21 protein-coding genes and 1 riboswitch are annotated in these 24,862 nt (G+C 45.8%); all 21 genes read right to left on the bottom strand.

Translation table 11 applies throughout. From position 1 onward, the window contains the following. Positions 1 to 218 precede the first annotated feature (218 nt). Entirely contained in the window at positions 219 to 1,529 is a 1,311-nt protein-coding gene (der, locus tag FFM80_RS06265; RefSeq protein ID WP_137640031.1) for a ribosome biogenesis GTPase Der, read from the bottom strand. An 82-nt stretch (positions 1,530 to 1,611) separates the two neighbouring features. After that, entirely contained in the window at positions 1,612 to 2,904 is a 1,293-nt protein-coding gene (gene rpsA / locus FFM80_RS06270; RefSeq protein ID WP_137640032.1) for a 30S ribosomal protein S1, read from the bottom strand. A gap of 89 nt (positions 2,905 to 2,993) precedes the next feature. Beyond that, positions 2,994 to 3,677 (bottom strand): (d)CMP kinase, encoded by a 684-nt coding sequence (gene cmk, locus FFM80_RS06275; RefSeq protein ID WP_137640033.1) that lies wholly within the window; start codon positions 3,675 to 3,677, stop codon positions 2,994 to 2,996. A 36-nt stretch (positions 3,678 to 3,713) separates the two neighbouring features. After that, positions 3,714 to 4,352 (bottom strand): LysM peptidoglycan-binding domain-containing protein, encoded by a 639-nt coding sequence (locus FFM80_RS06280; protein WP_137640034.1) that lies wholly within the window; start codon positions 4,350 to 4,352, stop codon positions 3,714 to 3,716. Positions 4,353 to 4,413: 61 nt separating this feature from the next. After that, positions 4,414 to 5,853 carry a RecQ family ATP-dependent DNA helicase gene (locus FFM80_RS06285; protein WP_137640035.1) on the bottom strand — a complete coding sequence of 480 codons (1,440 nt, stop codon included), beginning with the start codon at positions 5,851 to 5,853 and terminating at the stop codon, positions 4,414 to 4,416. Continuing rightward, the gene (locus FFM80_RS06290; protein WP_137640036.1) at positions 5,840 to 6,880 is read right to left on the bottom strand and encodes a YpbB family protein; all 1,041 of its coding nucleotides are present in this window, start codon (positions 6,878 to 6,880) and stop codon (positions 5,840 to 5,842) included. The genes FFM80_RS06285 and FFM80_RS06290 overlap by 14 nt, the downstream gene beginning before the upstream one ends. Before the next feature lie 95 nt (positions 6,881 to 6,975). Next, on the bottom strand, positions 6,976 to 7,560 hold the full coding sequence (locus tag FFM80_RS06295; protein WP_137640037.1) for an ECF transporter S component: 585 nt from the start codon (positions 7,558 to 7,560) through the stop codon (positions 6,976 to 6,978). 120 nt (positions 7,561 to 7,680) lie between these two features. Beyond that, positions 7,681 to 7,801, bottom strand: a riboswitch (FMN riboswitch). A 57-nt stretch (positions 7,802 to 7,858) separates the two neighbouring features. Continuing rightward, positions 7,859 to 8,575 carry a pseudouridine synthase gene (locus FFM80_RS06300; protein WP_137634075.1) on the bottom strand — a complete coding sequence of 239 codons (717 nt, stop codon included), beginning with the start codon at positions 8,573 to 8,575 and terminating at the stop codon, positions 7,859 to 7,861. Then, a complete protein-coding gene (gene scpB, locus FFM80_RS06305) occupies positions 8,575 to 9,186 on the bottom strand; it encodes an SMC-Scp complex subunit ScpB (RefSeq protein ID WP_137640038.1) in 612 nt (203 codons plus the stop codon). The genes FFM80_RS06300 and scpB overlap by 1 nt, the downstream gene beginning before the upstream one ends. After that, entirely contained in the window at positions 9,176 to 9,937 is a 762-nt protein-coding gene (locus FFM80_RS06310; protein ID WP_379853074.1) for a segregation and condensation protein A, read from the bottom strand. Before FFM80_RS06310 ends, scpB begins: the two co-directional genes overlap by 11 nt. After that, positions 9,906 to 10,286, bottom strand: coding sequence for an N-acetyltransferase (locus tag FFM80_RS06315; RefSeq protein ID WP_137640039.1), 381 nt, complete (start codon positions 10,284 to 10,286; stop codon positions 9,906 to 9,908). Before FFM80_RS06315 ends, FFM80_RS06310 begins: the two co-directional genes overlap by 32 nt. A gap of 14 nt (positions 10,287 to 10,300) precedes the next feature. Then, positions 10,301 to 11,191, bottom strand: coding sequence for a site-specific tyrosine recombinase XerD (gene xerD / locus FFM80_RS06320; protein ID WP_137640086.1), 891 nt, complete (start codon positions 11,189 to 11,191; stop codon positions 10,301 to 10,303). 7 nt (positions 11,192 to 11,198) lie between these two features. Beyond that, positions 11,199 to 12,086, bottom strand: coding sequence for a CvfB family protein (locus FFM80_RS06325; RefSeq protein WP_137640040.1), 888 nt, complete (start codon positions 12,084 to 12,086; stop codon positions 11,199 to 11,201). 20 nt (positions 12,087 to 12,106) lie between these two features. Continuing rightward, positions 12,107 to 12,565: a DUF441 domain-containing protein gene (locus FFM80_RS06330; RefSeq protein WP_137640041.1), complete on the bottom strand. Its 459-nt coding sequence runs from the start codon at positions 12,563 to 12,565 to the stop codon at positions 12,107 to 12,109. A 165-nt stretch (positions 12,566 to 12,730) separates the two neighbouring features. Continuing rightward, positions 12,731 to 14,491 carry a pyruvate kinase gene (pyk, locus tag FFM80_RS06335; protein WP_137640042.1) on the bottom strand — a complete coding sequence of 587 codons (1,761 nt, stop codon included), beginning with the start codon at positions 14,489 to 14,491 and terminating at the stop codon, positions 12,731 to 12,733. 76 nt (positions 14,492 to 14,567) lie between these two features. Next, complete coding sequence (pfkA, locus tag FFM80_RS06340) at positions 14,568 to 15,530, bottom strand: 6-phosphofructokinase (RefSeq protein WP_137634069.1); 963 nt, start codon at positions 15,528 to 15,530, stop codon at positions 14,568 to 14,570. Between the two features lie 113 nt (positions 15,531 to 15,643). Then, positions 15,644 to 18,994: a DNA polymerase III subunit alpha gene (dnaE, locus tag FFM80_RS06345; RefSeq protein ID WP_137640043.1), complete on the bottom strand. Its 3,351-nt coding sequence runs from the start codon at positions 18,992 to 18,994 to the stop codon at positions 15,644 to 15,646. 163 nt (positions 18,995 to 19,157) lie between these two features. After that, positions 19,158 to 21,767 (bottom strand): ATP-dependent chaperone ClpB, encoded by a 2,610-nt coding sequence (gene clpB / locus FFM80_RS06350; protein ID WP_137640044.1) that lies wholly within the window; start codon positions 21,765 to 21,767, stop codon positions 19,158 to 19,160. Between the two features lie 114 nt (positions 21,768 to 21,881). Continuing rightward, positions 21,882 to 23,123 carry a peptidase T gene (gene pepT, locus FFM80_RS06355; protein ID WP_137640045.1) on the bottom strand — a complete coding sequence of 414 codons (1,242 nt, stop codon included), beginning with the start codon at positions 23,121 to 23,123 and terminating at the stop codon, positions 21,882 to 21,884. 19 nt (positions 23,124 to 23,142) lie between these two features. After that, on the bottom strand, positions 23,143 to 24,168 hold the full coding sequence (locus FFM80_RS06360) for a Nif3-like dinuclear metal center hexameric protein (RefSeq protein ID WP_137640046.1): 1,026 nt from the start codon (positions 24,166 to 24,168) through the stop codon (positions 23,143 to 23,145). After that, complete coding sequence (locus FFM80_RS06365) at positions 24,155 to 24,862, bottom strand: tRNA (adenine(22)-N(1))-methyltransferase (RefSeq protein ID WP_137640047.1); 708 nt, start codon at positions 24,860 to 24,862, stop codon at positions 24,155 to 24,157. The genes FFM80_RS06360 and FFM80_RS06365 overlap by 14 nt, the downstream gene beginning before the upstream one ends.

Raw genomic sequence — 24,862 nt, forward strand, 5'->3', positions numbered from 1 at the left:
AAGATGTATGTATTTAAGTACGTACATCCAGATGATCATTTTTGAGTGGTCCAAAAATGAGAGAAACGATGACAAGCATCATTTCTTGTTCAAAGATAGCATAGGAATGCTGTAATAGCAAGCTTTTTTAAGGTTTTCGATTAAAATTCAAGATTTGAGTAATAATCGTTTACAACTTTAAATTCTTATGCTAAAATGCCGGTTTCGCGCGGTTTTGCCTACTTACGCCGCCGTTCGATCATATGAATTGGCGTCCCAGTAAAATCAAAGGCATTCCGAATCTGATTTTCAAGGAAGCGTTCATATGAAAAATGCATCATATCGGGGTCATTAACGAAGACAACAAAGGTCGGTGGCTGAATTGCCACTTGGGTCGCATAGTACACCCGCAACCGTTTCCCGTTATCACTGGGGGTCGGATTCATGGCAATTGCATCCATAATGACATCGTTTAAGACGGATGATTGAATCCGCCGTGAATGGTTCAGGCTGACCTTTTGGATCAAGGCTGGCAACTGTCCCAAACGTTGGCTCGTCTTAGCTGAAACGAAGATAATTGGCGCATAAGCCAAATAGACGAATTCATCACGGACATAAGCTTCGAACTCTTGCATCGTGTGATTGTCCTTCTTAACCAAGTCCCACTTATTGACCACGATAATAATCGCTTTACCAGCTTCATGGGCATAGCCCGCAACCCGCTTGTCTTGTTCACGAACCCCTTCGTCCGCATTAATGACAAACAACGCCACATCACTATTATCAATCGCCTTTAAAGCCCGCATGACACTGTAACGTTCCGTATTTTCGTAGACTTTACCCTTTTTACGAATACCGGCCGTATCGACCATCACAAAACGATTGCCATCTTCATCGGTAAACTTCGTATCAATCGCGTCACGCGTTGTCCCCGCAACATCCGATACAATGACCCGGTCTTCACCTAATAAGGCATTCACAATTGATGATTTTCCAACATTGGGGCGACCAATCAAACTAAAGCGAATCGTTCCTGGTTCGTCTTCACCCGTGGAATCCGGAAAGTTCTTCACGACAGCATCCAATAAATCACCCAAGCCTAAGCCGTGTGCCCCTGAAATCGGGTATGGATCGCCAAAGCCTAAGGAATAGAAGTCATAAACTTCACTCCGCATTTCTGGATTATCAACTTTATTGACTGCTAAAACAACTGGCTTATCTGACCGATATAAAATCTGCGCCACGTGTTCATCGGCATCAGTCACGCCTTCTTTGACACTGACGAGATAAATAATCACATCAGCTTCATCAATGGCAATTTCAGCCTGTTCTGTAATTTGTTTAATAAAGGGGGCATCATCAATATCGATCCCACCAGTATCAATCATACTGAACTTTTGACCTAACCATTCACTATTCGCATAGATCCGATCGCGAGTTACCCCAGGGGTATCTTCGACGATAGAAATCCGATCACCGGCAATCCGATTAAAAATAGTGGATTTACCGACGTTTGGCCGCCCAACAATGGCGACAACTGGTTTTGGCATTAAAATTCCTCCCTTGCACTAAAAATCATAAAAAAATATCCTTCAAGACAAGCTTGAAGGGTATTTTTTAACTTAACGACAATTATTTTTCATCATTGTTGTTTTCGGCATTCTTCAATTCGTCACCGATCAAATCACCTAATGTGAAACCAGTTGATTCTTCTGGGGCATTAGCCGTTGAACGTTCGCTTGCGGAACGGTTTGAACGGTTGTTGCGACGGTTATTGTTACCGCCACGATTGTTGTTACCGCGGTTTTCATTTTCGCCTTCAGATGCTTGTGGCTTTTCTTCCAAAGCCTTGATTGATAATGCCAAGCGTTTTTCGTCTGGACGAACATCTAAGACCTTAACCTTGATTTCTTGACCAACACTCAAAACATCGTTAGGTGTTGCAATGTGTTGATGTGAAATTTGAGAAATATGAACTAAACCTTCAACACCAGGGAAGACTTCAACGAAGGCCCCAAAGCTAGTTAAACGTTTAACTTTCCCATCAAGTACAGCACCTTGAGGGGCTTTTTCTTCAATACCATCCCAAGGTTCTGGTAAGGTTGCTTTGATCGATAATGAAACCCGTTCGCGATCAGCGTCAACAGATAAGATCTTGACCTTAACTTCTTGACCAACCTTCAAAACATCAGCAGGCTTTTCAACACGTTCGAATGAAATTTCGGAAACGTGAACTAACCCATCAATGCCACCAAGGTCAACAAAGGCACCGAAGTTCGTCAAACGAGCAACTTTACCAGTAACGATTTCGCCAGCTTGTAACGTTTGTAAGGCTTCAGCCCGTTGTGCTTCGCGTTGCTTTTCAACAACGGCACGGTGTGACAAGATCAAACGGTTTTCGCTAGGTTCGATTTCAATGATCTTAAGTTCAAGTTCTTGACCCTTGTAAGCGCTCAAGTCTTCAACATAATGATCATCAATCATAGAGGCTGGGATAAAACCACGAACACCGGCATCAACCACTAAGCCACCCTTAACTACTTGCGTTACAGGTGCTTTGATCGTATGACCTGCTTCGTATTCTTTTTCAACATCGTCCCAAACTTTGCGAGCTTCTAACCGACGATGTGACAGTAAGTAACTGCCGTTTTCTTTATCGGTACCAATCCGAGAAATTACAACCAAGTCTAAGACGTCGCCAACTTTAGCGACTTCGTTGACATCTTCAACCCGTTGCGTTGAAAGTTCCTTCAAAGGAACGACCCCTTCAACCCCGGTACCTTGGATCCCAACGATAACTTGCTTGTCATCGTCAATAGCTAAGACTTCACCCTTAACTACATCACCGACGTTCACTTCTTCAACGCTATTTAAAGCGTCTAAAAGTTCGTTTTTCTCATTTTGACTGTTTTCATTTTCACTCATGCAAATTTCCTCCTGTCAACAATAACTCTAACCTATATCATAGCTGAAAACGCAATAAAAAGCTAGCTAAAAGCATTAACTAATGCAATTTAGATTGTTGAACTTTGTTTTTTTATAATATTGGCAATGGTTTCAACTACTTGATCGATCGACATAGGCGTCGTATCGACTAAGACCGCATCAGTTGCCTGCGTCAGCGGTGACACTTTACGGGTTGAATCTTTATGATCCCGCAATTCAATTTCAGCCTGTAATTGGGCTAAGGGTGTGTCGATACCCTTTTGGATATTTTCCGCATAGCGGCGTTTGGCACGTTCAGCGGCAGAAGCCACTAAGAAAATCTTAACTTCAGCATGAGGTAAGACGGTTGACCCAATATCGCGGCCATCCATTACAATCCCACCAGCCGCCGCAATCCGACGTTGCTGTTCCGTCAAAATCTCCCGTACTTTTGGTAAAGCGGCAATCGTTGACACGTTATTCGTGACATCCGGTTGCCGAATTGCCATGGTAATCTCCTGATCGTTAGCAAAGACCAACTGATCAGGTTCCCCCGGTTTGAAGCTAATCGTTAATGTTTGCATTAACGCTGCGACCGCGGCTTCATCCGTCAAGGAAACTTGGTGGTGCATCGCCCAATAAGTCACGGCCCGATACATTGCACCAGTATCCACATAGATATAGCCAAACTGCTTGGCGACTAATTTGGCAACGGTGCTCTTACCAGCTGAAGCTGGGCCATCAATGGCAACTTGTAATGCTTGTTTAGCCATTTAACAATACCCCTCACAATTTAAAAATCGTGTTTTTTAACGGACACGTAACCGTTGACCAGCCGAAATGGTTGAACCGGACGACAACCCATTAAGTTCTAATAACTTATCAACTGAAATTCCAGCATTGGTTGCAACCCGATAAACCCCTTGACCAGCTTCAACCGTTACATACTTACTACCAGTGGCTGATGAACTGCTGCTCTTTTGCGAACTACTGCTACTAGCCGTACTCGCGGAACTGCTGCTTTCATCAGTGGTACTAGCACTACTGGTTGAGTTAGCCTTGGTTTTGGAACTGGCAACTGCTAGACTACTTTTCTTTTTAGCGGCTGCTTTTTTCTTAGCGGCTGCCACCGACTGGCTTTTTTTGGCAGCGGCTTTTGAAGAGGCTTTAGCGACGGTCGAACGGGACGCTTTTTTGCTGGAACTAGCGACCTGTTCCGTCTGTTGCGGATTATTGAGCGAATTTTTGCGCACCAAGAAATAGCCAATGGGCGCTAGGGCGAGCAACAAAATTAAAACCACTAAAACGGTGGTTAACGTTGAATTGCTACTATCTTGCTTACGTTTTTGAGTTCGCGACAAATTGCCCGAATCATCCCGATCGTCTTCAAAAGTTTTGTCCCAAGGTTTCTTATCTTGAGACTGCTTATCATCATTTTTTTGACTCATAGGGTGTTCCTCCTCAAAAAACTTTCATCAAATATTGTAACATAACGCCTAATCAATTTCTTTAAGAATTTTGTAAAAACAGCTGATCCAACACCGTTGACCACGGTGTAACCGTTGCCGCGACCGTCTTAACCGTTGCTTGTAAGCCTAGTGCCGTAACTGGCAACCCGCTCCCCGCTAGTTGGCAGCAGGTCGCTGTATGTGCTGGTGCCGGTTCATCAAAATAAGCTAGCATTGCTGCCCGGCGACAAGTCGTCGTCTGGACGTAAGCCATCAGTTGGTTTAACTCCGTTGCTTTAGCCCGTTGCCGTTGATTAAAACGTGTGACGACCGCGTCAACTGAATACTGGTGCTCCCAGTAAAACTGCAAGACCTGAGCTAAATCATCGATGGGTTTTTGATGATGTTGAAACCGTTGATAATCTAACTGGATTTCATTAGCACTAGCGGCTGTTAAATCATTTAGATTACGAACCAATTGTTCATCCCCCGGTGCATAGAGTAACACCGCTAAAGACTGCTGATCATCCCGACCGGCTCGACCAATTTCTTGCACATAATCAGCTAACGTCGTTGGTAAATGGTAATGGACGACTAATCGAATGTCGGCCTTATTGATTCCCATCCCAAAAGCTGACGTGGCACAGATAATATCCAGTTGATCGGCCATAAACTGTTGCTGAATCTTAAAGCGGCTCTCACCTGATAGCCCCGCATGATACGCTGCCACGCGTAAGCCCGTGGTCTCACGTAGCCAATCGGCAATCAAGTCAGTCTGTTTTTTAGAACTAAAATAAATAATGGCTGGTGTGGCGGTCGTCGTCACAAGCTGTTGTAGCCGGGCCCGCTTATCAGCTTCATCATTGACCGTCTCCACAGCTAGATAAATATTGGGCCGATTAACGGAATAAACCACTTCTTTAGCTTGTGGTACCTGCATTTGCGTCAAAATATCTTGGCGAACAGCTTTAGTCGCCGTCGCGGTTAACATCAGGGTCAGTGGCTGATCTAATTGCTGCTTTAGAGTCCCCAAGCCGAGATAATCTGGGCGAAAGTCTGGTCCCCAAGTTGAAATACAATGGGCTTCATCCACCACGAATAAGGCCAGTTGAACGGTTTGTAACGCTGACAAAACTAAGGGTTGCTTCAGCATCTCTGGTGAGACGAATAAGTAATTCAGACTAGCCAGCTGATTTAAGACCGTTTGGCGAGTCTTGAAGTCTACTTGTGACGTTAAGGCCGCCACCCGCTTTTCACCCTGATAGTTCAGCCGCGCTACCTGATCTTGCATCAGCGAAATTAAAGGTGAAACCACGACCACTAAACCTGGTAACACGGTCCCAATAAATTGATAGATCAATGACTTGCCCGTTCCAGTCGGTAATACGGCGAGTACATCCTGACCAGCCAGCAGATCACTAATAACGTCATATTGACCTGGTCGAAACTCATCAAAGCCGTATTTTTGTTTTAGAAGCTGATAAATTTCAGTCTGCTGCACGTTGACACCTCATTATCTGATAAAGTCGAAAATAAAAGAAGTCTAAATCAGGCGCTACTGCTTGAACTTGTTCAAAGCGCCATTGTGTTAAACTCGGCGTTTGCGCATAAGTCGCCGCTAGCAGCTGACACAGCTCCGGTGGCAATAGTTGTTCAAACGGAAACGTTGGGGTTAAAATCGCCGCTTCCAACAAATGTTCACGCACGGTGCTCATTTTTAAGCGCCGCCGCGTGGCAACCTGTGCCAAGCTGGCGCCCTGCTTAAAGTCTTGATAAGTTTGCCAAGCACTCACGCTGACCGGATTAGCTTTAACCAGCGGCTGCAATAAGGCCGCTAAGGGACCAGTTGGCTGTTGCCGTAACCAATCAATCCAACGACAATTTAAATCCTTACGCATCACTAAAATTTCAACTGGTGTTCGTTGAAACAACTGGGCCAGCTGCTGATCCGTCTGACCCGGAAAGTCAAAACCCGTTAAGCTGTTGGCAAAGACATCGGCCAATGGACTAGGCAAGGTCGCCAAAAAGCCAGTCAGTTCCGCCACGACTTGTGGCACTAATTGCGGCGAATGCCAGCGTCGAAACCACAACTTAACGGTGGCTTGCATCCCGCGATCGGTTGTCACCGGATAGTAGCGATTCGCCTGATGACTGAATTCCGACACCACTTGTAACGCCAATTGATTTAGCACATTGAACCGCCGCACATCCACTTGCTGAAATTGCGTCCAGGCAATTGGTTGATATAACTGCTGCCTTAATTTTGTTTGCTGGGCAGCACCAGCGGGAGTCACTTGTAAATAACCCGGTGCCGGAACCTGTAACCAACCCGCTTGAACTAATTCAGCGGCCGCAGCTTCAAATTTACTTAATGGCACGCCATGCCAGCTATCAAGCCAAGCCAGCCGATCAGCCGTTAACCCGGCAAATAATGTTGAAACCGTTCGCCGTCCGCGGCAAACATTGAATAATGCTTTAGCACGACGCGGTTCAGTCGTAAACAATAATAAAACATAGTCGGCAAACATGCTGGTCACCGTCCTCTCAAAAAAACATCGTGCTTTCAGCATAGCATAAAAAAGCGTTAACGCCAGTGACGTTAACGCTTCAAATTGTCGTTTTTTTAAACGCGGCTCATCAATTGGTTTTGATTACCTAGCCATTTCGCCAAGCGGTTATAAACTAACCAAAAGACGTTGCCCACTAACAATCCCTTAATCAGATTGAACGGCACCACGGCAATTAAAACTAAAGCATTCAAAGAAACACTCAGTTTCATCCCCATAACCTGCATATAGAACGGCAACACAAAAGTTAAATTAGCTAACGACTCGATCACCACTAACCCCACGGTCGCTAAACCGATGGCAATCGGCATCCGCCACTTTTGATCACCATGGTAATACCGTAAAACGATGGCAAACGCAATGATCAAAATGGCCGAACCCATGAAACTAGCTAGCGAACCAATCAAGTCTGGAATCGCAAAGCCCATAGTGGCAGAATGTAAGACCAATTTAACCAGTGTGATGGCAAAGGCACCACCCATTCCGTACAAGAATAACCCAATTAAAATCGGAATATCCGAAAAATCAATCTTCATCCATGACGCAATCGGAATGATTGGGAATTCTAGTAACATGACAATATATGCACACGCGCCGAGCAAGGCAATGCCCACTAGTCGGCGTAACGTTGTTTGTTGCATAACGCACCCTCCTATGGGTCATCTTCAATGAACCGCATTGCCATAAGCATCAAAAAAGCTCGCACTGAAAACGTTTTCACGATATCAGGGCAAGTTATTTGCAAGTTTATGTCAAATAAGCTCGATCTTCTTTATACCAGACTTTAACTGTCGGCTTTGGAATTACACCAAATCACTATAGACTCATAGGTCGTGGGCTTTAACCACCGGTCGGGAATCACACCCTGCCCTGAAGATGAACCAATATAAAATTTTTTAACAACTACAGTTTAACCAATTTCGACCAATAATGCAAGCGCTATCTTTCACCTTTTAGCTTACTAATCTCAATTGGCTTTAATTTACGATACTCCCCCGGCTGCAAACTTTGCAAGTCTAAGATACCGTAACGCTCCCGTTTCAGCTTCGTCACGGGATGTCCCACGGCCGCTAGCATATGCTTAACTTGGTGGTTATGGCCTTCATGAATCGTCAATTGGACTAAGGCGTTATTTTTCTTTTGGTCACTATCCAATAAGTTCGACTTAGCCGGTGCCGTCTTGCGGCCATCAATTTCGACCCCTAAACGTAACTGTTTCAAATCAGCATTCGTTGGGACACCTTCGACTTTAGCCAAGTAGGTCTTCTTCACTTCATACTTCGGATGGGTCAACCGATTAGCCAAAGCACCATCATTCGTCATGATCAAAAGCCCCGATGTATCATAATCCAATCGACCAACCGGATAGATTCGTTCTGGGACATCCTTAAAGAAGTCCATCACCGTCTTACGACCCTTTTCATCGTGAACCGTGGTGACAACCCCTCGTGGCTTGTAAAACAAATAATACACGGGTTTTTCAGCCAACAGCGGCACGCCATCAACTTCAACATGATCAGTGGGGTCAACTTTAACCCCGAGGGTCGTTACTGCTTTACCATTCACTCGAACGTGCCCTGATGTAATCAAGACTTCTGACTTCCGGCGGGATGCGATCCCGGCTTCGGCCATCACTTTTTGTAACCGTTCTGCCATTATTTTTCCTCGCTCTCTTTGTGGTCCGTCCCCGCTAGCTTATCCTGAAAGGCTGTTAAAAATAAATCAGTCTCTGGGGCGGGGTGTTCCGTATCTGTTAACGCTGCTAAATCAATTGCGGGTAAGTCATCTAAGGACTTTAGCCCAAAGTAGTCCAAAAACAGTTCCGTCGTACCATATAAAATCGGCCGCCCAGGCTCACTTAAACGACCAGTCTCCGTCACTAACTGACGTAAAACCAGCTTTTGAATCGTCGACCCACTTTGAACCCCACGAATCTCATCAATCTCAATTCGCGTCAGTGGTTGACGATACGCAATGATTGCCAAAACTTCTAGCGAGGCCTGCGATAGGCTTGTTGACAAGGGGGCTTCAAAATATTTCTTTAAAACACCCGCAACATCGGCCTTTGTCGCTAATCGGTACGTATTAGCCGTTGACAAAATCATCAACGCACTATCTGCATCCTGCGCATACTTTGCGGCTAAATCCGTCAAAAGGGTATTAATTGCTGGTTTGGCAAACCCCGTCGCATGTTCAATCTCGGCTACGGTAATCCCTTCATCGCCTGCTACAAAGAGCAAGCCTTCAATCTGTTCACTATTTGTCATCTTGTTCATCCTGTCGTAAATATAACTGAATCGGCCCCATGACGGTCGCTTGTACGAGCGTGACCCGGGCTTGTTTCGTTAATTCTAGCACGGCCATAAAGGTAGTGACCAGCATCTCGTCGCTCGCGTCGGCCGTAAACAATGCCGTAAAATCTGTTTCATGGGGATGGTGCTTAAGTTGGGTCGTGATTTGCTGCATGCGATCTTCAATATTGATGGGGTCCGCAGTGACGGTACGTGTCAATGGTCGCGCCCGGCGCCGCTTAGCAACCAGCTGGCGAAAAGCCGTTTGTAAATCAGCGACCGTGATACCTGCCGTTAGCGTTGGTGTGGCAACATCGGTTGGTACCAACATCGCGCCGCGCGTAAAATGCTGATGGCGAGCTTGTTCTTTGACCCGTAGTTCTCCCGCAGCCTCTTGATAGACTTTGTAAGCCAACAATTCAGCAACTAACGAATCCCGTGGATCTTCAGCATCACTGTCGTCTTCTTCGGGATCTGGCGCCGGCTGTGGCAACAAATAACGACTTTTAATCGTCATCAAAGTTGCTGCCATCACTAAATAATCACCAGCAATATCCAACTGCAACGCCTGCATCGAATGCAAATAATCTAAGTACTGCTGGGTGATATCGGCAATCGGAATGTCATAAATATCCATCTTGTTTTGCCGAATCAAATGCAGCAATAAATCTAATGGTCCTTCAAATTCTGAAATCTTAATTGTGATCGGTTGTTTGTTGTTTGTCACGATTGCGCTCCCATTCACCAATAATTGGGGCCATCTCTAAAGTGCCCATCACCCGTTTATCTGGAAATAACGCGGCCAATTCATCCAACATCTGGCGCTGATTGGCCGGCTTACGTTCTTCGGGTGACAATGAGTCATGATGAACTAGGACAAAGTCAGAACCAACTTCAATCCCAATTACCCCACTAAAGTCACCGTCTGGCCGGCGCCACAAAAACAACTGATGATTACTAGTCGCTTGATACCACTGCATCTCAGTTTGTAAATGGGCGAGATCCTTAAAGTCCGGAATAAATGACAGTAAGCCCATGGCCACTTTCTCATAATCTTTTCGATATTTAACGAGCATCATCAACCTCCTAACTAAGCACGGGGATGATATTTATTATAAACTTCCGCCAAGCGTTTCTTCGTAATATGCGTATAAATCTGCGTCGTTGAGATGTCGGCGTGCCCCAGTAATTCTTGAACCACGCGCAAATCAGCCCCATTTTCTAAGATGTGGGTCGCAAAGGAATGCCGCAATGTATGCGGGGTCACATTTTTCTCAATGCCGGCCGCTTTAACTAACGCCTTTAAGTTTTTCCAAACGCCCTGACGCGTTAACTGACCGCCGTGATTATTCAAAAAGATATACGGGTTGCGCCGCTTGGGCGTCGCTAACTTTGGTCGCGCCGTCTTTAAATAACGCTCCACAAACTCAATCGCCACATCACCAATTGGAATGATCCGTTCCTTATCACCTTTACCAATCGTTTGAATCAGCCCTAAATCCAGATGTAAATCGGCCATTTTCAAATTAATGGTTTCACTGACCCGTAAACCAGTCGCATACATCACTTCCAGTAATGCGCGATCACGCAAGCCTAGCGGTGTATCCAGCCGCGGTACGGCCAATAAGCGTTCCACTTCATGGGCCGACAAGACTTGCGGTAAATGTTGGGCCCGTTTGGGGGTATCAATCTTTAACATTGGATCGCTATCGACCTGGTGCCGTTGTGCCAAATACTGGAAAAACTTGCGTAAACTCGATACCGTATGAATAATCGTATTACGTGACTTGCCGGCTTCATCCAACACTTGTAAATAGTTTAAAATCACATAACGGTCAACGGTTTTAAAGGTCGTTAACTTTTGTGTCATTAAGTATTGGCAGAATTCAGTTAGATCCTGCTGATAACTTTTGATACTATTCGTCACTAATCCCCGCTCAACACGCAAAAAATGCAGGTAATCAGCGAGCTGGTCCTGCATCATTTGATTAATCCTCGGCTTGGTCATCGTCAACCTCAATCAACTTGATTTCGCCCGGTTGTTGGCTAATGATGCGTTGTTTCAATAAGTTACCAACTGCCCGTTTAAATTGTGACTTGCTGATTCCAAAGTAATTCCGAATATCTTCAGGGTCACTTTTATCCCAGAATGGTAACGTATGATCGGCCTGATGTTGTAACGATGCTAATAACATTTGCGCATCATCGCCGATTTCTTCATAACCGCGTGGCTTTAACGATAAATTCAACTCGCCATCGCGTAAATGTCCGATGACCCGGGCCTTCACATGTTGACCTAAACGCGGTTCTTGTTCCCGTTCAGATGGATGAACGAAGCCCAAATGACCATCATCGGTAATGACGGACGTCCCAGCCATCTTTAGCCGAAAAACCGTTGCCATCGTGTCGGCGTTTTTAACTTGGTTTTGATCATACGGCGTCGCAATTTCTGCAAAATAAGTGGCATCAGCCAAAGTCGCCCAGAGCCGTTGCTTGTTGTCACGAGCGAGCTTAACCAATAAGCGGTCGTCTTTTTTAGGCCATAACCGACTAATTGTTGGCAATTCATCAAGTGAAACAACTAAGTCCTTGTTAGGTAATCCAACGTCCACGAACACCCCTAGATCATGCCGCGTCCGGACAACCGTACCCCAAACATAATGATCAAACGAGATCTCTGGAATAAAGCGCGTTAGTTGTTGATGGTGATCTTCGTTTTCATAAACAAAGCCTTCATACAACCCACCAATATGTAACGGCTTTTCAGTTTCTTGCTTATCAACCCACAACGTTTCACCGTTGACCTGTACAAAATACGCATCATCATTTTCATCCGTTACTTTCGCCGTAACGACGGTTCCCATAATACTTTCCATTAATTAATTACTCCTTAATTTCATTGCAAACTTAAATGCAAAACTTGAATCAGACAATAAGTAATTCCAGCCGCAATAATTGGTCCCGCGGCAATCCCTTTAAATAGGACCACTCCCATAATCGTTCCGAAGACTAAGGCTACCGTAATTTCTGGTGTGGCCGACAGCAAGCCAACCCCATGAAAAGACAGAATTGAGACTAAGACACCACACGCCACGGCAATCCAGCCAACCGGTGACTTAAACGCATGCCACAAGTCCCGAAACCCAATTTGACCAGTCGCAATCGGAATTAAAATTGCCACGGTAATGACCGTGACGCCCCAATTGATTCCTTTTTGGCCAATAGTAGTTAAGAGTTTACTCGTGTTAGGAATTAATTTGATCACTAACACAATTAGCGTAGCAATTTGGAGTGACTGGTTCTTACCGATCCAGGCGACCACCAAAATTGCCAATAAAAATAGCCAACTTTCCATACGACACCTCACGTATCCTTAATTGTAACTGAAAACACGGCAGATAGCGAGAGTTGGCCGTTATTTAATCCGCTAACCGACCCTCAGCTCGGCCATGCGACCGATTTATGTATATAAAAAGCCGCCGCAAAGCGACGACTTTTCACAATCAAATTAAATTCGATTTTATAAAGCGTTTGAAGCACCGCGGTAAACGATCCCACGACGTGAGTCAACGGTGATTAATTGACCGTCAGCAATCACAGAAGTAGCATCCTTAACACCAACGATAACTGGAATCCCCATTGAGATACCAACTACGGCAGCGTGTGAAGTTAAACCACCATTTTCAACAACTAAAGCGCTAGACTTTTCGATTGCTGGTAAGTAGTCTTTGTCGGTAGTCTTAGTAACTAAGACGCCGCCTTCAACAGCTTTGTCGATAGCTTCTTGAGCAGAAGTTGCGATAACAGCCTTGCCAATGACAGTTTCGTCACCGACACCTTGACCGTCAGCTAACTTAGAACCAATTAATTGGATCTTCATGATGTTAGTTGTACCGCGTTCGCCAACTGGCACACCGGCAGTGATCAAGATTAAGTCGCCTTCCTTAGCAAAGCCAAGTTCAACGGCCTTTGAAGCCGCTAAATCAAACATGTCATCAGTTGTTTCAGGCTTGTCAGCGATGATTGGTTGAACACCCCAGTTGACCATCAAACCACGTTGGGTCCGTTCGTCAAAAGTGATTGCCAAGATATCAGCATCTGGACGGTACTTCGAAATCATCTTAGCAGTGTAGCCAGATTCAGTCGCAGCAACAATCGTCTTGATACCTAAGTTCTTAGCAGCCCGGGCAATCGCAATCCCGATGGTTTCAGTCACACTAGTCTTGTCAAAACGGTTTAATTGTAATGAACCGTTTTCAGCTAAGGTGTTTTCAGCCTTTTCGTCGATCTTAGCCATCATGGCAACAGATTCAACAGGGTAAAGACCGTTAGCACTTTCACCAGAAAGCATTGTTGCATCAGTACCGTCAAAGACAGCGTTGGCAACGTCAGATGCTTCGGCACGAGTAGGACGTGGGTTTTCTTGCATTGAATCAAGCATTTGAGTAGCGGTGATAACAGGCATGCCCATTGCGTTACATTTCTTGATTAATGACTTTTGTACTAAAGGAACATTTTCGGCTGGAATTTCAACACCCATGTCACCACGAGCAACCATCAAGCCATCACAAACCTTAAGAATTTCATCGGCGTTGTCGATACCTTCTTGAGATTCGATCTTAGGGAAGATTTGTACGTGTTCCATGTGCTTTTCTTCAAGTAATTCACGGATGTCTAAGACATCTTGTGGCTTACGAACGAATGAAGCAGCAATGTAGTTGATTTCGTGATCCAAACCGAAACGAATATCGCTTGAGTCTTTTTCAGTAATCCCAGGTAAGTTGATAGAAACACCAGGAGCGTTAGTACCCTTACGTGAGCCAAGAACACCGGCGTTTTGAACAGTGGTAACCAATTCGCGGTTAGCTTCGTCTTTTTCGTCGATCTTCATGTCTAATAAACCATCATCGAAGAGGACATGACCGCCAACATGAACATCGTCATAAAGGCCATCATAGGTAACGGCAATCTTATCCTTGGTTGATTCTAATGAATCGTCCATTGAGATACGAACCTTGTCGCCGATCTTGTATTCAGACTTACCGTCTTTTTGAACGGTCGTCCGAATTTCAGCACCCTTAGTATCAAGCATGATACCAACAGTCTTACCTGTAATCTTTTCAGCTTCATGAACCTTGTTTAAACGATCCAAATGTTCTGCATGATCACCATGTGAGAAGTTAAAGCGGAAAATATTTGCGCCGGCTTCGATCAATTTAACAATAGTGTCAGTATCGGTGCTGGCAGGACCAAGTGTTGAAACAATCTTGGTTTTCTTCATAAGAAAAATCTCTCCCTTGAAAGTTTTTTATAAAAAGACAATAACGTCATTTTTATCAAAATAGTTATAAAACGATTTAGTTGAATGAAATTTCGTCATTCAACTTCGACAATGATAATTCAGCTTCATGCTTAGAATCAAATAGATCCAACATGTTATGCGTCACCAATTCATTGTGTTGGATACCAACTGCTAAGCCACCCTTACCACTAAGTAAGAGTTCAATAGCATAGGCACCCATCTTGCTAGCCATTACCCGGTCTTTGGCCGTTGGACGACCACCGCGTTGCATATGACCAATCGTGTTAGCCCGTGCATCAAAGTCACCGTATTCAGACAACTTTTCAACAAATTCTTGGGCACTCATCACACCTTCAGCCAAAACAACAATGTTGCAACGATGACCGTTAGCACGATTGTGTTTGATCTTGTTGGCGATGGTTTCCATGTCCCAATCAAGTTCAGGAATCACGATGGCGTCGGCACCAGCCGAAACGCCAGCCCACATGGCAACGTCTCCAGCGCCACGACCCATAACTTCCACAACGAAAGTCCGGTCATGACTGCGAGCCGTATCATGAATCCGATCAAGTGCTTCCACGTCAGTGTTAACTGCCGTATCAAACCCGATCGTAAAATCAGTAAATGGGATATCATTATCAATTGTTCCGGGAAGACCAATTGTGTTGTAGCCATGTTCAGTTAAACGTAAAGCCCCATGATAAGAGCCATCGCCACCGATAACGACCAAAGCATCGATACCGAACTTCTTAAGTTGTTCGATACCCTTTAACTGACCTTCTTCATGTGCAAATTCTGGATAACGGGCTGAATACAGCAAAGTGCCGCCTTCATTAACCACGTCGTCTAAATCTGCAGCCACTAATTTATGAATGTCACCAGCAACCAATCCGGCAAAGCCGTAATTGATGCCGTATGCTTCTAACCCTTCGGCCATTGCTTTACGAGCAACCGCACGAACGGCCGCATTCATACCAGGAGCGTCGCCGCCACTGGTTAAAATACCAATGCGTTTCATTTTTTCACCTCAGGCAATAAATTGAGTTCGTAACTCCATAAGTGATTTTAACACTTTTCATAAAACTTGTCTGTTATTTTTTGAAATTAAATCCCCGTGAAAACGCTGTTACATCAAGGGGTTTCGCTTTTCATGACGACGTTATCGCGACCTAACAAGGTTGTAAGCGCTCCAATCAAATCGTCATTATCTCGAACCCAATACTGTGAATTTAGTTCAACTGTCTTACGAGCCGTCACAGAATAGATTAAAACCGGATTAGGCCCCTTAAAGCGCCGCAAAATCGTTAAGATTTGCTTTTGGACCGCTGCCGTAGCTTGTTCCGGTTGTAAACGCAAAAATAAACGACCCGTGGGTGCCGGAAATTGATCCGCTAATTGCCACTGGTCAACGATCACTTGCAATCCGCGCTGTTGTTCAACTTTACCACTAATTAAAACGATCGTTTCCGGCTTTAAAATTGCCTGCAAGCGCTCATACGTTTTCGGAAAAATCGTTAAATCGATTTCTCCGGACAGATCACTGCCAGTAGCAAAAGCCATCTGTTGACCACGTTTGGTTCGAATAACTCGAATCTTGGTAATATAGACCAATATCTTCGCCCGTTGCTCAACACTGAGCGCACTCACTAAGCTCGTCTGCTGTTGTTGCGCCAGCCACTTATAAGATTCCACCGGATGCCCAGAAACATACGCCCCTAGAACTGCCGCTTCCTTGGCTAACCGTTCGCCTAAAGGTAGCTCCGGCTGTTTCTTAATTTTAGGTGCCAGTGACGCAAAGAGGCTTAGACTATTGCCAGCTAATTCAGCACTTGACATCAGTTCCGGGACACCAGTCAACAGTTCCGCCCGATTTAATCCAAAGTGGTCTAAGGCCCCGGCATAGATCAACGCCGTCATTAATTCTGGTTTTAACCATTTGGCATCCAACCGCTGCATCAACTGCTGTAAACTCTTAAACGGCCCATTCGCTGTCCGCTCAGCAATCACATCACTAATAAAATCACGCCGCAGTCCTTTGATGGAACTCAAGCCAAAGGTAATCGCCTGACCATCCCAATCAAAGTACGCCCCACTACGATTAATATCCGGGGGCACAATCTTAACTTGATGCTGCTTGGCTTCCGCAAGATACTGTTTGAGCTTGGTACCATTACCCAAAATCGAATTCATCAATGACGTGAAAAATGCCCCTGGATAATGGACCTTCAAATAAGCCAATTCAAACGCCATTTTACTGTAAGCAACCGCATGTGAACGGTTAAACCCATAATTGGCAAATTGTTCAATATACTGGTAGACCTGCGTTGCCACTTCCGCTGAAAAATGCTGCTGTTCTGCCCCAACAATGAACTTTTGTCGCATCTCATCGATAACTTGTTTCTTCTTCTTACTCATCGCTCGCCGCAACAAGTCGGCTTCGCCTAAGCTAAAGCCCCCCATCACAGCCGCCACTTGCATGACTTGCTCTTGGTAGACCAAAATACCATACGTCGGGCCTAAAATTGGCTGTAATTCTGGGGCTGGATAGGTCACTGGTTCACGACCCTGCTTACGGGCGATAAAATGATCGATATTTTCCATCGGACCTGGCCGATATAACGCATTGACGGCCGCGACTAGCTCAAAGTTATCCGGATGTAACTTGCGTAAAACATTACGAATCCCGGCTGATTCAAATTGAAAGACCCCGGTCGTATCCCCCGCCTGAAACAGCTTTAGGGTGGACGGATCATTAAGATCAATCTTCGTAATCGCCACGGGCTGCCCGGTCTGTCGTTGAACATAGTGCAATGCACTGGCCATTAATGACAAGTTACGCAAGCCCAAAAAGTCCATCTTTAACAACCCAACGGCTTCTACAGTATCTTTCGTGTATTGCGTCATCAGCATCGTTTCACTGCCCGCTTGCAAGGGAACGATTTGAATCAACGGGACTTGACTTAAAACCACCCCAGCTGCATGTGTTGAATAGTGCCGTGGCAGGCCTTCAATGCGGCGGGCCGTCTCAAATAAGAGCCGATTCTTACTAGAGTCAGCCACTAAGTTTTGTAACGGTCGCGAAGCTTGGTAGGCCTGATCCAAAGTAATGTGTAACTGATTCGGAATAGCACCGCTCCAATCACTCATCTCAAAGGTCGATAACCCAAAGACGCGACCGACATCGCGTAACGCTTGCTTAGCCGCTAAAGTTCCAAACGTAATAATTTGGGCCACACGGTCATGGCCATACTTATCGTGAACATACTGTAAGACTTGTTCTCGTCGATTATCCGGAATATCCAAATCAATATCTGGCATATTCGCGCGCTTCGCATTTAAGAACCGTTCAAACAACAAATCGTACTTTAGCGGATCAACGTCCGTAATACGGAGCACATACGCCACTAACGATCCAGCAGCCGAACCCCGACCCGGCCCGGTCGTAATCTTCGCCTGGTGGGCATAGTTCATCACATCCCAAACAATTAGGAAGTAATCATCAAAGCCCATCTGATCAATAACTTGTAACTCACGATCCAGCCGATCATGATACGGCTGCGGATCAAGGTCGGCTGTCGCCGCAGTCAAGCGCTGATTTAGCCCTTGTTCACATAGCTGGCGTAAATACCGATTGGCCGGCTGATTAGCCGGTGTTGGAAATTGTGGTAACTGCGGCTTTTGAAAGACTAGCTCAACCTGACAGGCCGCCGCAATCTTCGCCGTCGCCGTGACTGCAACTGATAAATCCAACGCCACATATGCCGCTTCAAGCGTTGGTGGGTCACGTAAATAGTGCGCCCCAGCAACATCCTGCAACTGCTCAGGCTGATCAATCTGTTGGCCCCCCGCGATGGCCCTTAAAACGGAAACTGAAAAGTAATCTGTCGCTTGGACATAATCGACCGGATCAAGCGCCACAATCGGTACATTCTGTTGCGCGGCAAATGCCACTAACGTTGACCGCAATGCGGGTGATTGATCGAGTGACACCCCCAGGTAGAAGCTTTCAGGATCACAGGCGGTTTGCACCTGTTGCACCCAAGTAGCCGCCACAGCTGGTTGGTCTTGCATTAGTAATGCCACGACTTCACTATCTTTAGCCGGTGTCATAACGACCAAATGCGCCAAGTGTGGGGTCACTTGCGCTAACGTCAGGGGGGCATCACTAGTTGCCGTTTGCTTCAATGTCGATAATTGCATCAGATTTTGATAACCGGCCCAGTCTTTGGCCAAGACCACCAAACCAAACTCACGCTCAGCTAGCTGACTGCCACTGATTTTTAAATTAATCCCTAAAATCGGATTAAGGCCAGCCTGACGACACGCATTATAAAAATCAACACTGCCGTACATCACATTGATATCGGTCAACGCTAGGGCTGGATAACCTTGTTGCTGTGCCGTTTGGACCAGGGCCTTGATTGTGCTAGTACTTTGCAGCAAGCTGAAGGTACTCATCACTTGCAACGGAATATAGGACATCCTACCGCTCCTTTCACTTTATTATTAATTCTATTATAGCAAACGCCGGTTCGATTCGGCATTAAATGACATTGTCCGCATCGAAAAAGGCCCCTAACTAACGGTCATCATCGTTAGTTAGGGGCCTAATCAGTATCATCAATTTAAAACGACTTCATTTAAACTAAGCCTGCTCCGCATCGGCCGGTTGATTTTCAAAAACTAAATGATCATCTAATAAGTTGATTTCAACCGTCGATTGTGGTGTCACCCGACCGGCGATAATTTCTTTCGCCAAAGGTGTTTCCACATAATTGGTAATGTAACGCCGTAATGGCCGCGCCCCATAGGCCGGTTCGTAGCCTTGCTTAGCAATCCACTGCTTAGCTGAATCTGAAATTTTTAGCGTAATTTCACGATCTTGTAACCGGTTAGACAGTCGGGCAATTAGTTTCACCACGATTTGTTCAATCGCATCCAATTGTAACGGTGTAAACATGATAATATCATCGATCCGGTTCAAGAACTCTGGCTTAAACCGACTTTGGACCAACTGCATCACCTGATCATGGGCTTCAGCGGACAACTGACCTTGGTCGTCGACACCAGCCAACAATTGTTGTGACCCTAAGTTAGATGTCATAATCAGAATCGTATTCTTAAAGTCGACCGTCCGACCTTGGCCATCCGTTAAGCGCCCGTCATCTAACACTTGTAACAAGATGTTAAACACATCTGGATGCGCTTTTTCGATTTCATCGAATAAGACGATTGAATACGGGTTACGCCGAACTGCTTCGGTTAACTGGCCACCTTCTTCATAACCGATATAACCGGGAGCAGCCCCCACTAACCGCGAAACTGAGGCTTTTTCCATGTATTCACTCATGTCGATCCGGACCATATGATCATCCGCATCAAACAAGTTCTCAGCTAACGCCTTGGCTAGTTCCGTCTTCCCGACCCCGGTTGGGCCTAGGAACATAAAGGAACCTAGCGGCCGATTGGGATCTTGTAATCCCGCCCGTGACCGTAAAACCGCATCGGCCACGGCATTAACGGCGGTATCTTGACCAACCACCCGTTGATGCAAGTTATCAGCTAGATGTAAAAGCTTTTCACGTTCACCAGCAACCAGCTTGTTGACCGGAATCCCAGTCATCCGCGATACCACGTTAGCCACTTGATCGGCCGTCACCGACTCTTCCACTAACCAATCAGCATGGTGGTCATTGGCTTCCATCTGTTTGAGTTCATCAGCTAGTTTGGGAATCGTGCCATGTTGCAGCTTGGCAGCCGTTTCCAAATCATACTTGCTTTCTGCGGTTTCCAAATCATGCTTAGCCTGATCTAAAGCCGCCTTCTTATCACTTAACGCTTGCAGACTCTTCTTCTCACTATCCCAGCGTTCGGCAAGCGTCCGTTGCTTTTCTTTCGCACTGGCCAATTCCTGTTGAAGGTCACCGAGCCGTTTGACAGAGGCTTCATCGGTTTCTTTCTTCAAGGCCGCGGCTTCAACTTCTAACCGCATTAATTGACGGTTGACCTGATCCAGTTCCGTGGGATTTGAGTTCATTTCTACCCGAATCTCCGCCGACGCTTCATCGATCAGATCCAAGGCTTTGTCAGGTAAAAAGTGATCCGTAATGTATCGATCCGACAACTTAGCCGCAGCAACTAACGCATTGTCGTGAATCCGGACGCCATGGTGGATTTCAAACCGTTCTTTTAAGCCCCGTAAGATACTGATCGTATCGTCGACGGATGGTTCGGCCACGAGTACCCGTTGGAAACGACGTTCAAGCGCTTTGTCTTTTTCCAGATATTGCCGATATTCATCCAGTGTGGTGGCCCCAATCAAATGGAGTTCGCCCCGTGCCAACATTGGCTTGAGCAAATTACCGGCATCCATACTGCCTTCAGTCTTACCCGCACCGACAATGTTATGGATTTCATCGATGAACATGATAATTTGCCCATCGCTCTTCTTAATCTCTTTTAAAACAGCTTTTAATCGTTCTTCAAATTCACCACGATACTTGGCACCGGCAATCAAAGCCCCCATATCAAGCGAAAATAACGTTTTATCTTTCAAGTTAGATGGGACGTCCCCACGTACAATTCGTTGGGCTAGGCCTTCGACAATCGCAGTTTTCCCGACCCCTGGTTCACCGATTAAAACCGGATTATTCTTCGTCTTACGTGATAAGATGCGAATCACATCTAAAATTTCTTCATCACGGCCGATAACGGGATCTTGGTTTCCTTGACGAGCGGCTTTGACCAAGTCGACACCGTACTTTTCCAAAGATTGATATTGATCTTCTTGATTCCGTGACGTCACACGTTGGCCACCCCGAATCCGATCAACCGCATTTTTAACCTGGCCTGCGGTAAGCCCTTGCTGGGTCAAATAACGAGTTAATTGATCGCCCGTTTGATCCATCAAGGCTAACACAACCGTATCGGTGGCTAAGAAATCATCACCAAGTGACTTGCGTTTAGCTTCCGCGGTCTGCATTAACGTGGCTAAGCTACTACTAAAGCTTTGACCATATTGAACGTTACCGCCGCTGACTGTACTGATTTCGTCTAATTCGCGATCAAGTTCGCTTTGCAACTGATCTAAGTCAGCTCCCGCTTCACTAAAAATCTGCCGGGCCGGCTCCCCAGGTTGCGTCATAAACTTAAATAGATGCGGCACCCCGATCTCTTGATGATGCCGTGTTTGGGCAATTTGTTGGGCCTCAGTTAAGGCTTGTTGTAAACTTTCAGTTAATTGTTCTGGATTCATAATTTCATAACCCCCTCTAAATTAGGTTAGCAAAAAGGCAGCTATTTCAGCTGCCAATTAAGGTTTGACCTTTATTGACCATTGCATTATATAACGAATGGCCAGCTTTGCCAACTATTTAGTTTGTTGGGCATTATCAGTAATAATTTGGAGCACGACATCGACCGCTTTAGCCATCACTTGTTCGGAAACATATTCAAAGCGACCATGCATATTCTCGCCACCCGCGAATAAATTAGGGGTTGGTAAGCCCATGAATGAAATCTTCGAGCCATCAGTCCCACCACGAACTGGATAGATGACTGGTTTAATGCCTAATTTTTCCATCGATTGCTTAGCCAATTCAACCACAGTCATGTCTTTTTCGATAATTTCGCGCATGTTATAGTACTGATCCTTCATATTAACGTGCACGCGTTCGACATCGAATTGGGCGTTTAAGTGATCTGCAACAGCTTGGAAAGTCTTTTTACGGTCTTCGAATTTAGCCCGATCATGATCCCGAATAATGTAAGTCATCTTCGCATTATCAACCGTGCCATCTAGGGCTAACAAATGATAGAAGCCTTCCCGACCACTAGTATGTTCCGGTACTTCTTGCGCAGGTAAGCCATTTTGGAAATCAACCGCTAACTGCAAGGCATTAATCATAATATCCTTAGCTTCGGCGGGATGCACATTGACCCCGGTAAAGCTAACTTCTGCTTGAGCCGCATTAAACGTCTCATATTCAAGCTCACCTAATGGTCCACCGTCGACCGTATACGCATAATCCGCACCAAACGCTGGCACGTTAAAGTGGTCAGCCCCAGTTCCAATCTCTTCATCAGGACCAAAGCCTAACCGAATCTTCCCGTGTTTAACTTCCGGATGCGCCAATAAATATTCTGCAACACTGATAATTTCAGCGACGCCGGCCTTATCATCCGCGCCAAGTAACGTATTCCCATCGGTTGTAATCAACGTGTGTCCGGTATAATTCTTTAAGTTAGCAAAGACCTTAGGATCCAAGTCATAACCACTCGTCCCTAATTTGATTACCGAATTACCATCATAGTTTTCAACGATTTGTGGCTGAATATTTTCAGCATTAAAGTCAGCAGTATCGATATGTGAGATAAAGCCTAATGTTTTAACTGGTCGATCCGTGTTAGCGGGGACCGTTGCAAAGACATACGCACTTTGCGCATCCTGTTCAACATCACTCAAGCCTAAATCAGTTAATTTGGTCATTAACTGCTGCAAAAAGGCCGTCTCCCGCGGTGATGACGGAATCGTGGTCGACGTTTCGTCAGACCGACTGTTAATCTTCACAAAACTCAAAAAGTCAGAAATTAAATGTGGATAAGTTGCCATTGGTAGTTCCTCCTTAAAGTTAAATAAATGTAAACGGATCAGTATTTAATTGCGAGGCCACAATCTCCAGCGGCCAATCATGGTCACTAGCCCATTGGGTAAATAACGTCGTCAATTGTGCCTTACAGATACTTTCAACATGATGACCCGGATCAACGATCGACAAGCCCGCCGCCAACATATCGTGGGCCGTATGATAATACACATCGCCAGTCACATAGACTTGTGCGCCTTGTTGCAACGCTTGATGATAAAACTTACCGCCATCGCCACCTAGCACGGCCACCCGCTGAATCAGTTGTTGCGGAGTGGCACTGACTAGCCGCAACCCACCGACACCAAAGACTTGCTTGCATTGTTCCGCAAACGCTTGGACGGTCATTGGTTGGGCTAAATTCCCGATGCGACCCATACTGTATTGATGACCGCCAGTTAATAACGGTTCGGCTTGATAGTCCCAGTCAGTAGTTGGTAGTAAGGCTTGAATGCCTTGAATGGCAGCTGACAAGTTGTCCTGCAATAAATCAACACTAAATTGTTCGCCGGAATTCAAGGCATAGCGATCGACTTTGGCTTGCCAAGTCTTAATGAGATATTCTTGCACTGCTTCAGCTTGAGCTGCTGGAACGGTCACCGTTAACTTTACAGCGGCAGCGTGATAGCCAGGCACTAGGCCACTTACTTGTTGTAGGCCTAACGCTTGTGCCAGCCAATCGTTCATCCCACCTTCAGCACAGTCCAAGTTGGTATGCGCCGCATAGACTAACAGATGATGAGCGGCGATTTTAGCATACATCGCTTTTTGCGGATCTTGATAATCTAAATTAGCGGCGGGACGAAACATTACCGGATGGTGGGCAAAGATCATGTCAGCCCCGACTTTGATTGCTTCATCGACTACTTCTGGCCGGACATCTAATGTCACCAGTACTTTATGAATCGGCTGATTAGGGTCACCAATTTGTAACCCCGTTGGATCATCGTGCCACTTCAACTTCAATGGTGCAAAACTCTCAAACCGTGTGATTAACTCACTTGCCAACATCCGCTAAGACTCCTTCAATTATATTTATTTTAGTTTGAACCGCTGCTAAATGTTCAGCCGGCACGACTTTGGCTTGCTGCATTTGGCTAACCGCCATTTGTGCGCGCTGTCGTTCATGTTGCCACTTCTCCCGAAATACCGGCGACTTTTCTGCTAGTAAGAACGGGCCAAATAGCGTTTCGGTTGCCGTATAACTAACCGGTTCAGCCACGTGATCAGCAACCAGAATTTCATACGTATGACCATCCTCCGCCAAGATACGTTCGGCAACTAACTTGAATTGGTGGGCTGCTAACCAGTCACGTACGGTCGCTTCACCAACGTTTGGTTGCAAAACTAACCGTTTTACACCGGCTAATTGGGCCGACCCTTGTTCTAAAATGTGCCGAATCAACGGGCCACCCATACCGGCAATCGTAATGGTATCAATTCGATCAGCGGGTTGAATGGCCGCCAATCCATCAGCTAAACGTGCCTGGACGAGGGCGGTTAAAGCCAACTTTTGAATCTCATGCTGTGCATTTTCGAACGGGCCCTTAACGACTTCGCCAGCGACCGCATAACTAATCCGCTGATTTAACGCCAAGTTAGCTGGCAAGTACGCATGATCTGACCCAATATCGGCAACGCGGGCTCCTTGTGGCACGAACTGCCCGACCGTTGCTAATCGTTGTGATAATTGTTTGGCATCCAC

The sequence above is a fragment of the Lactiplantibacillus dongliensis genome (assembly GCF_005405105.1).
In the GTDB taxonomy this organism is placed as follows: Bacteria; Bacillota; Bacilli; order Lactobacillales; family Lactobacillaceae; genus Lactiplantibacillus; species Lactiplantibacillus dongliensis.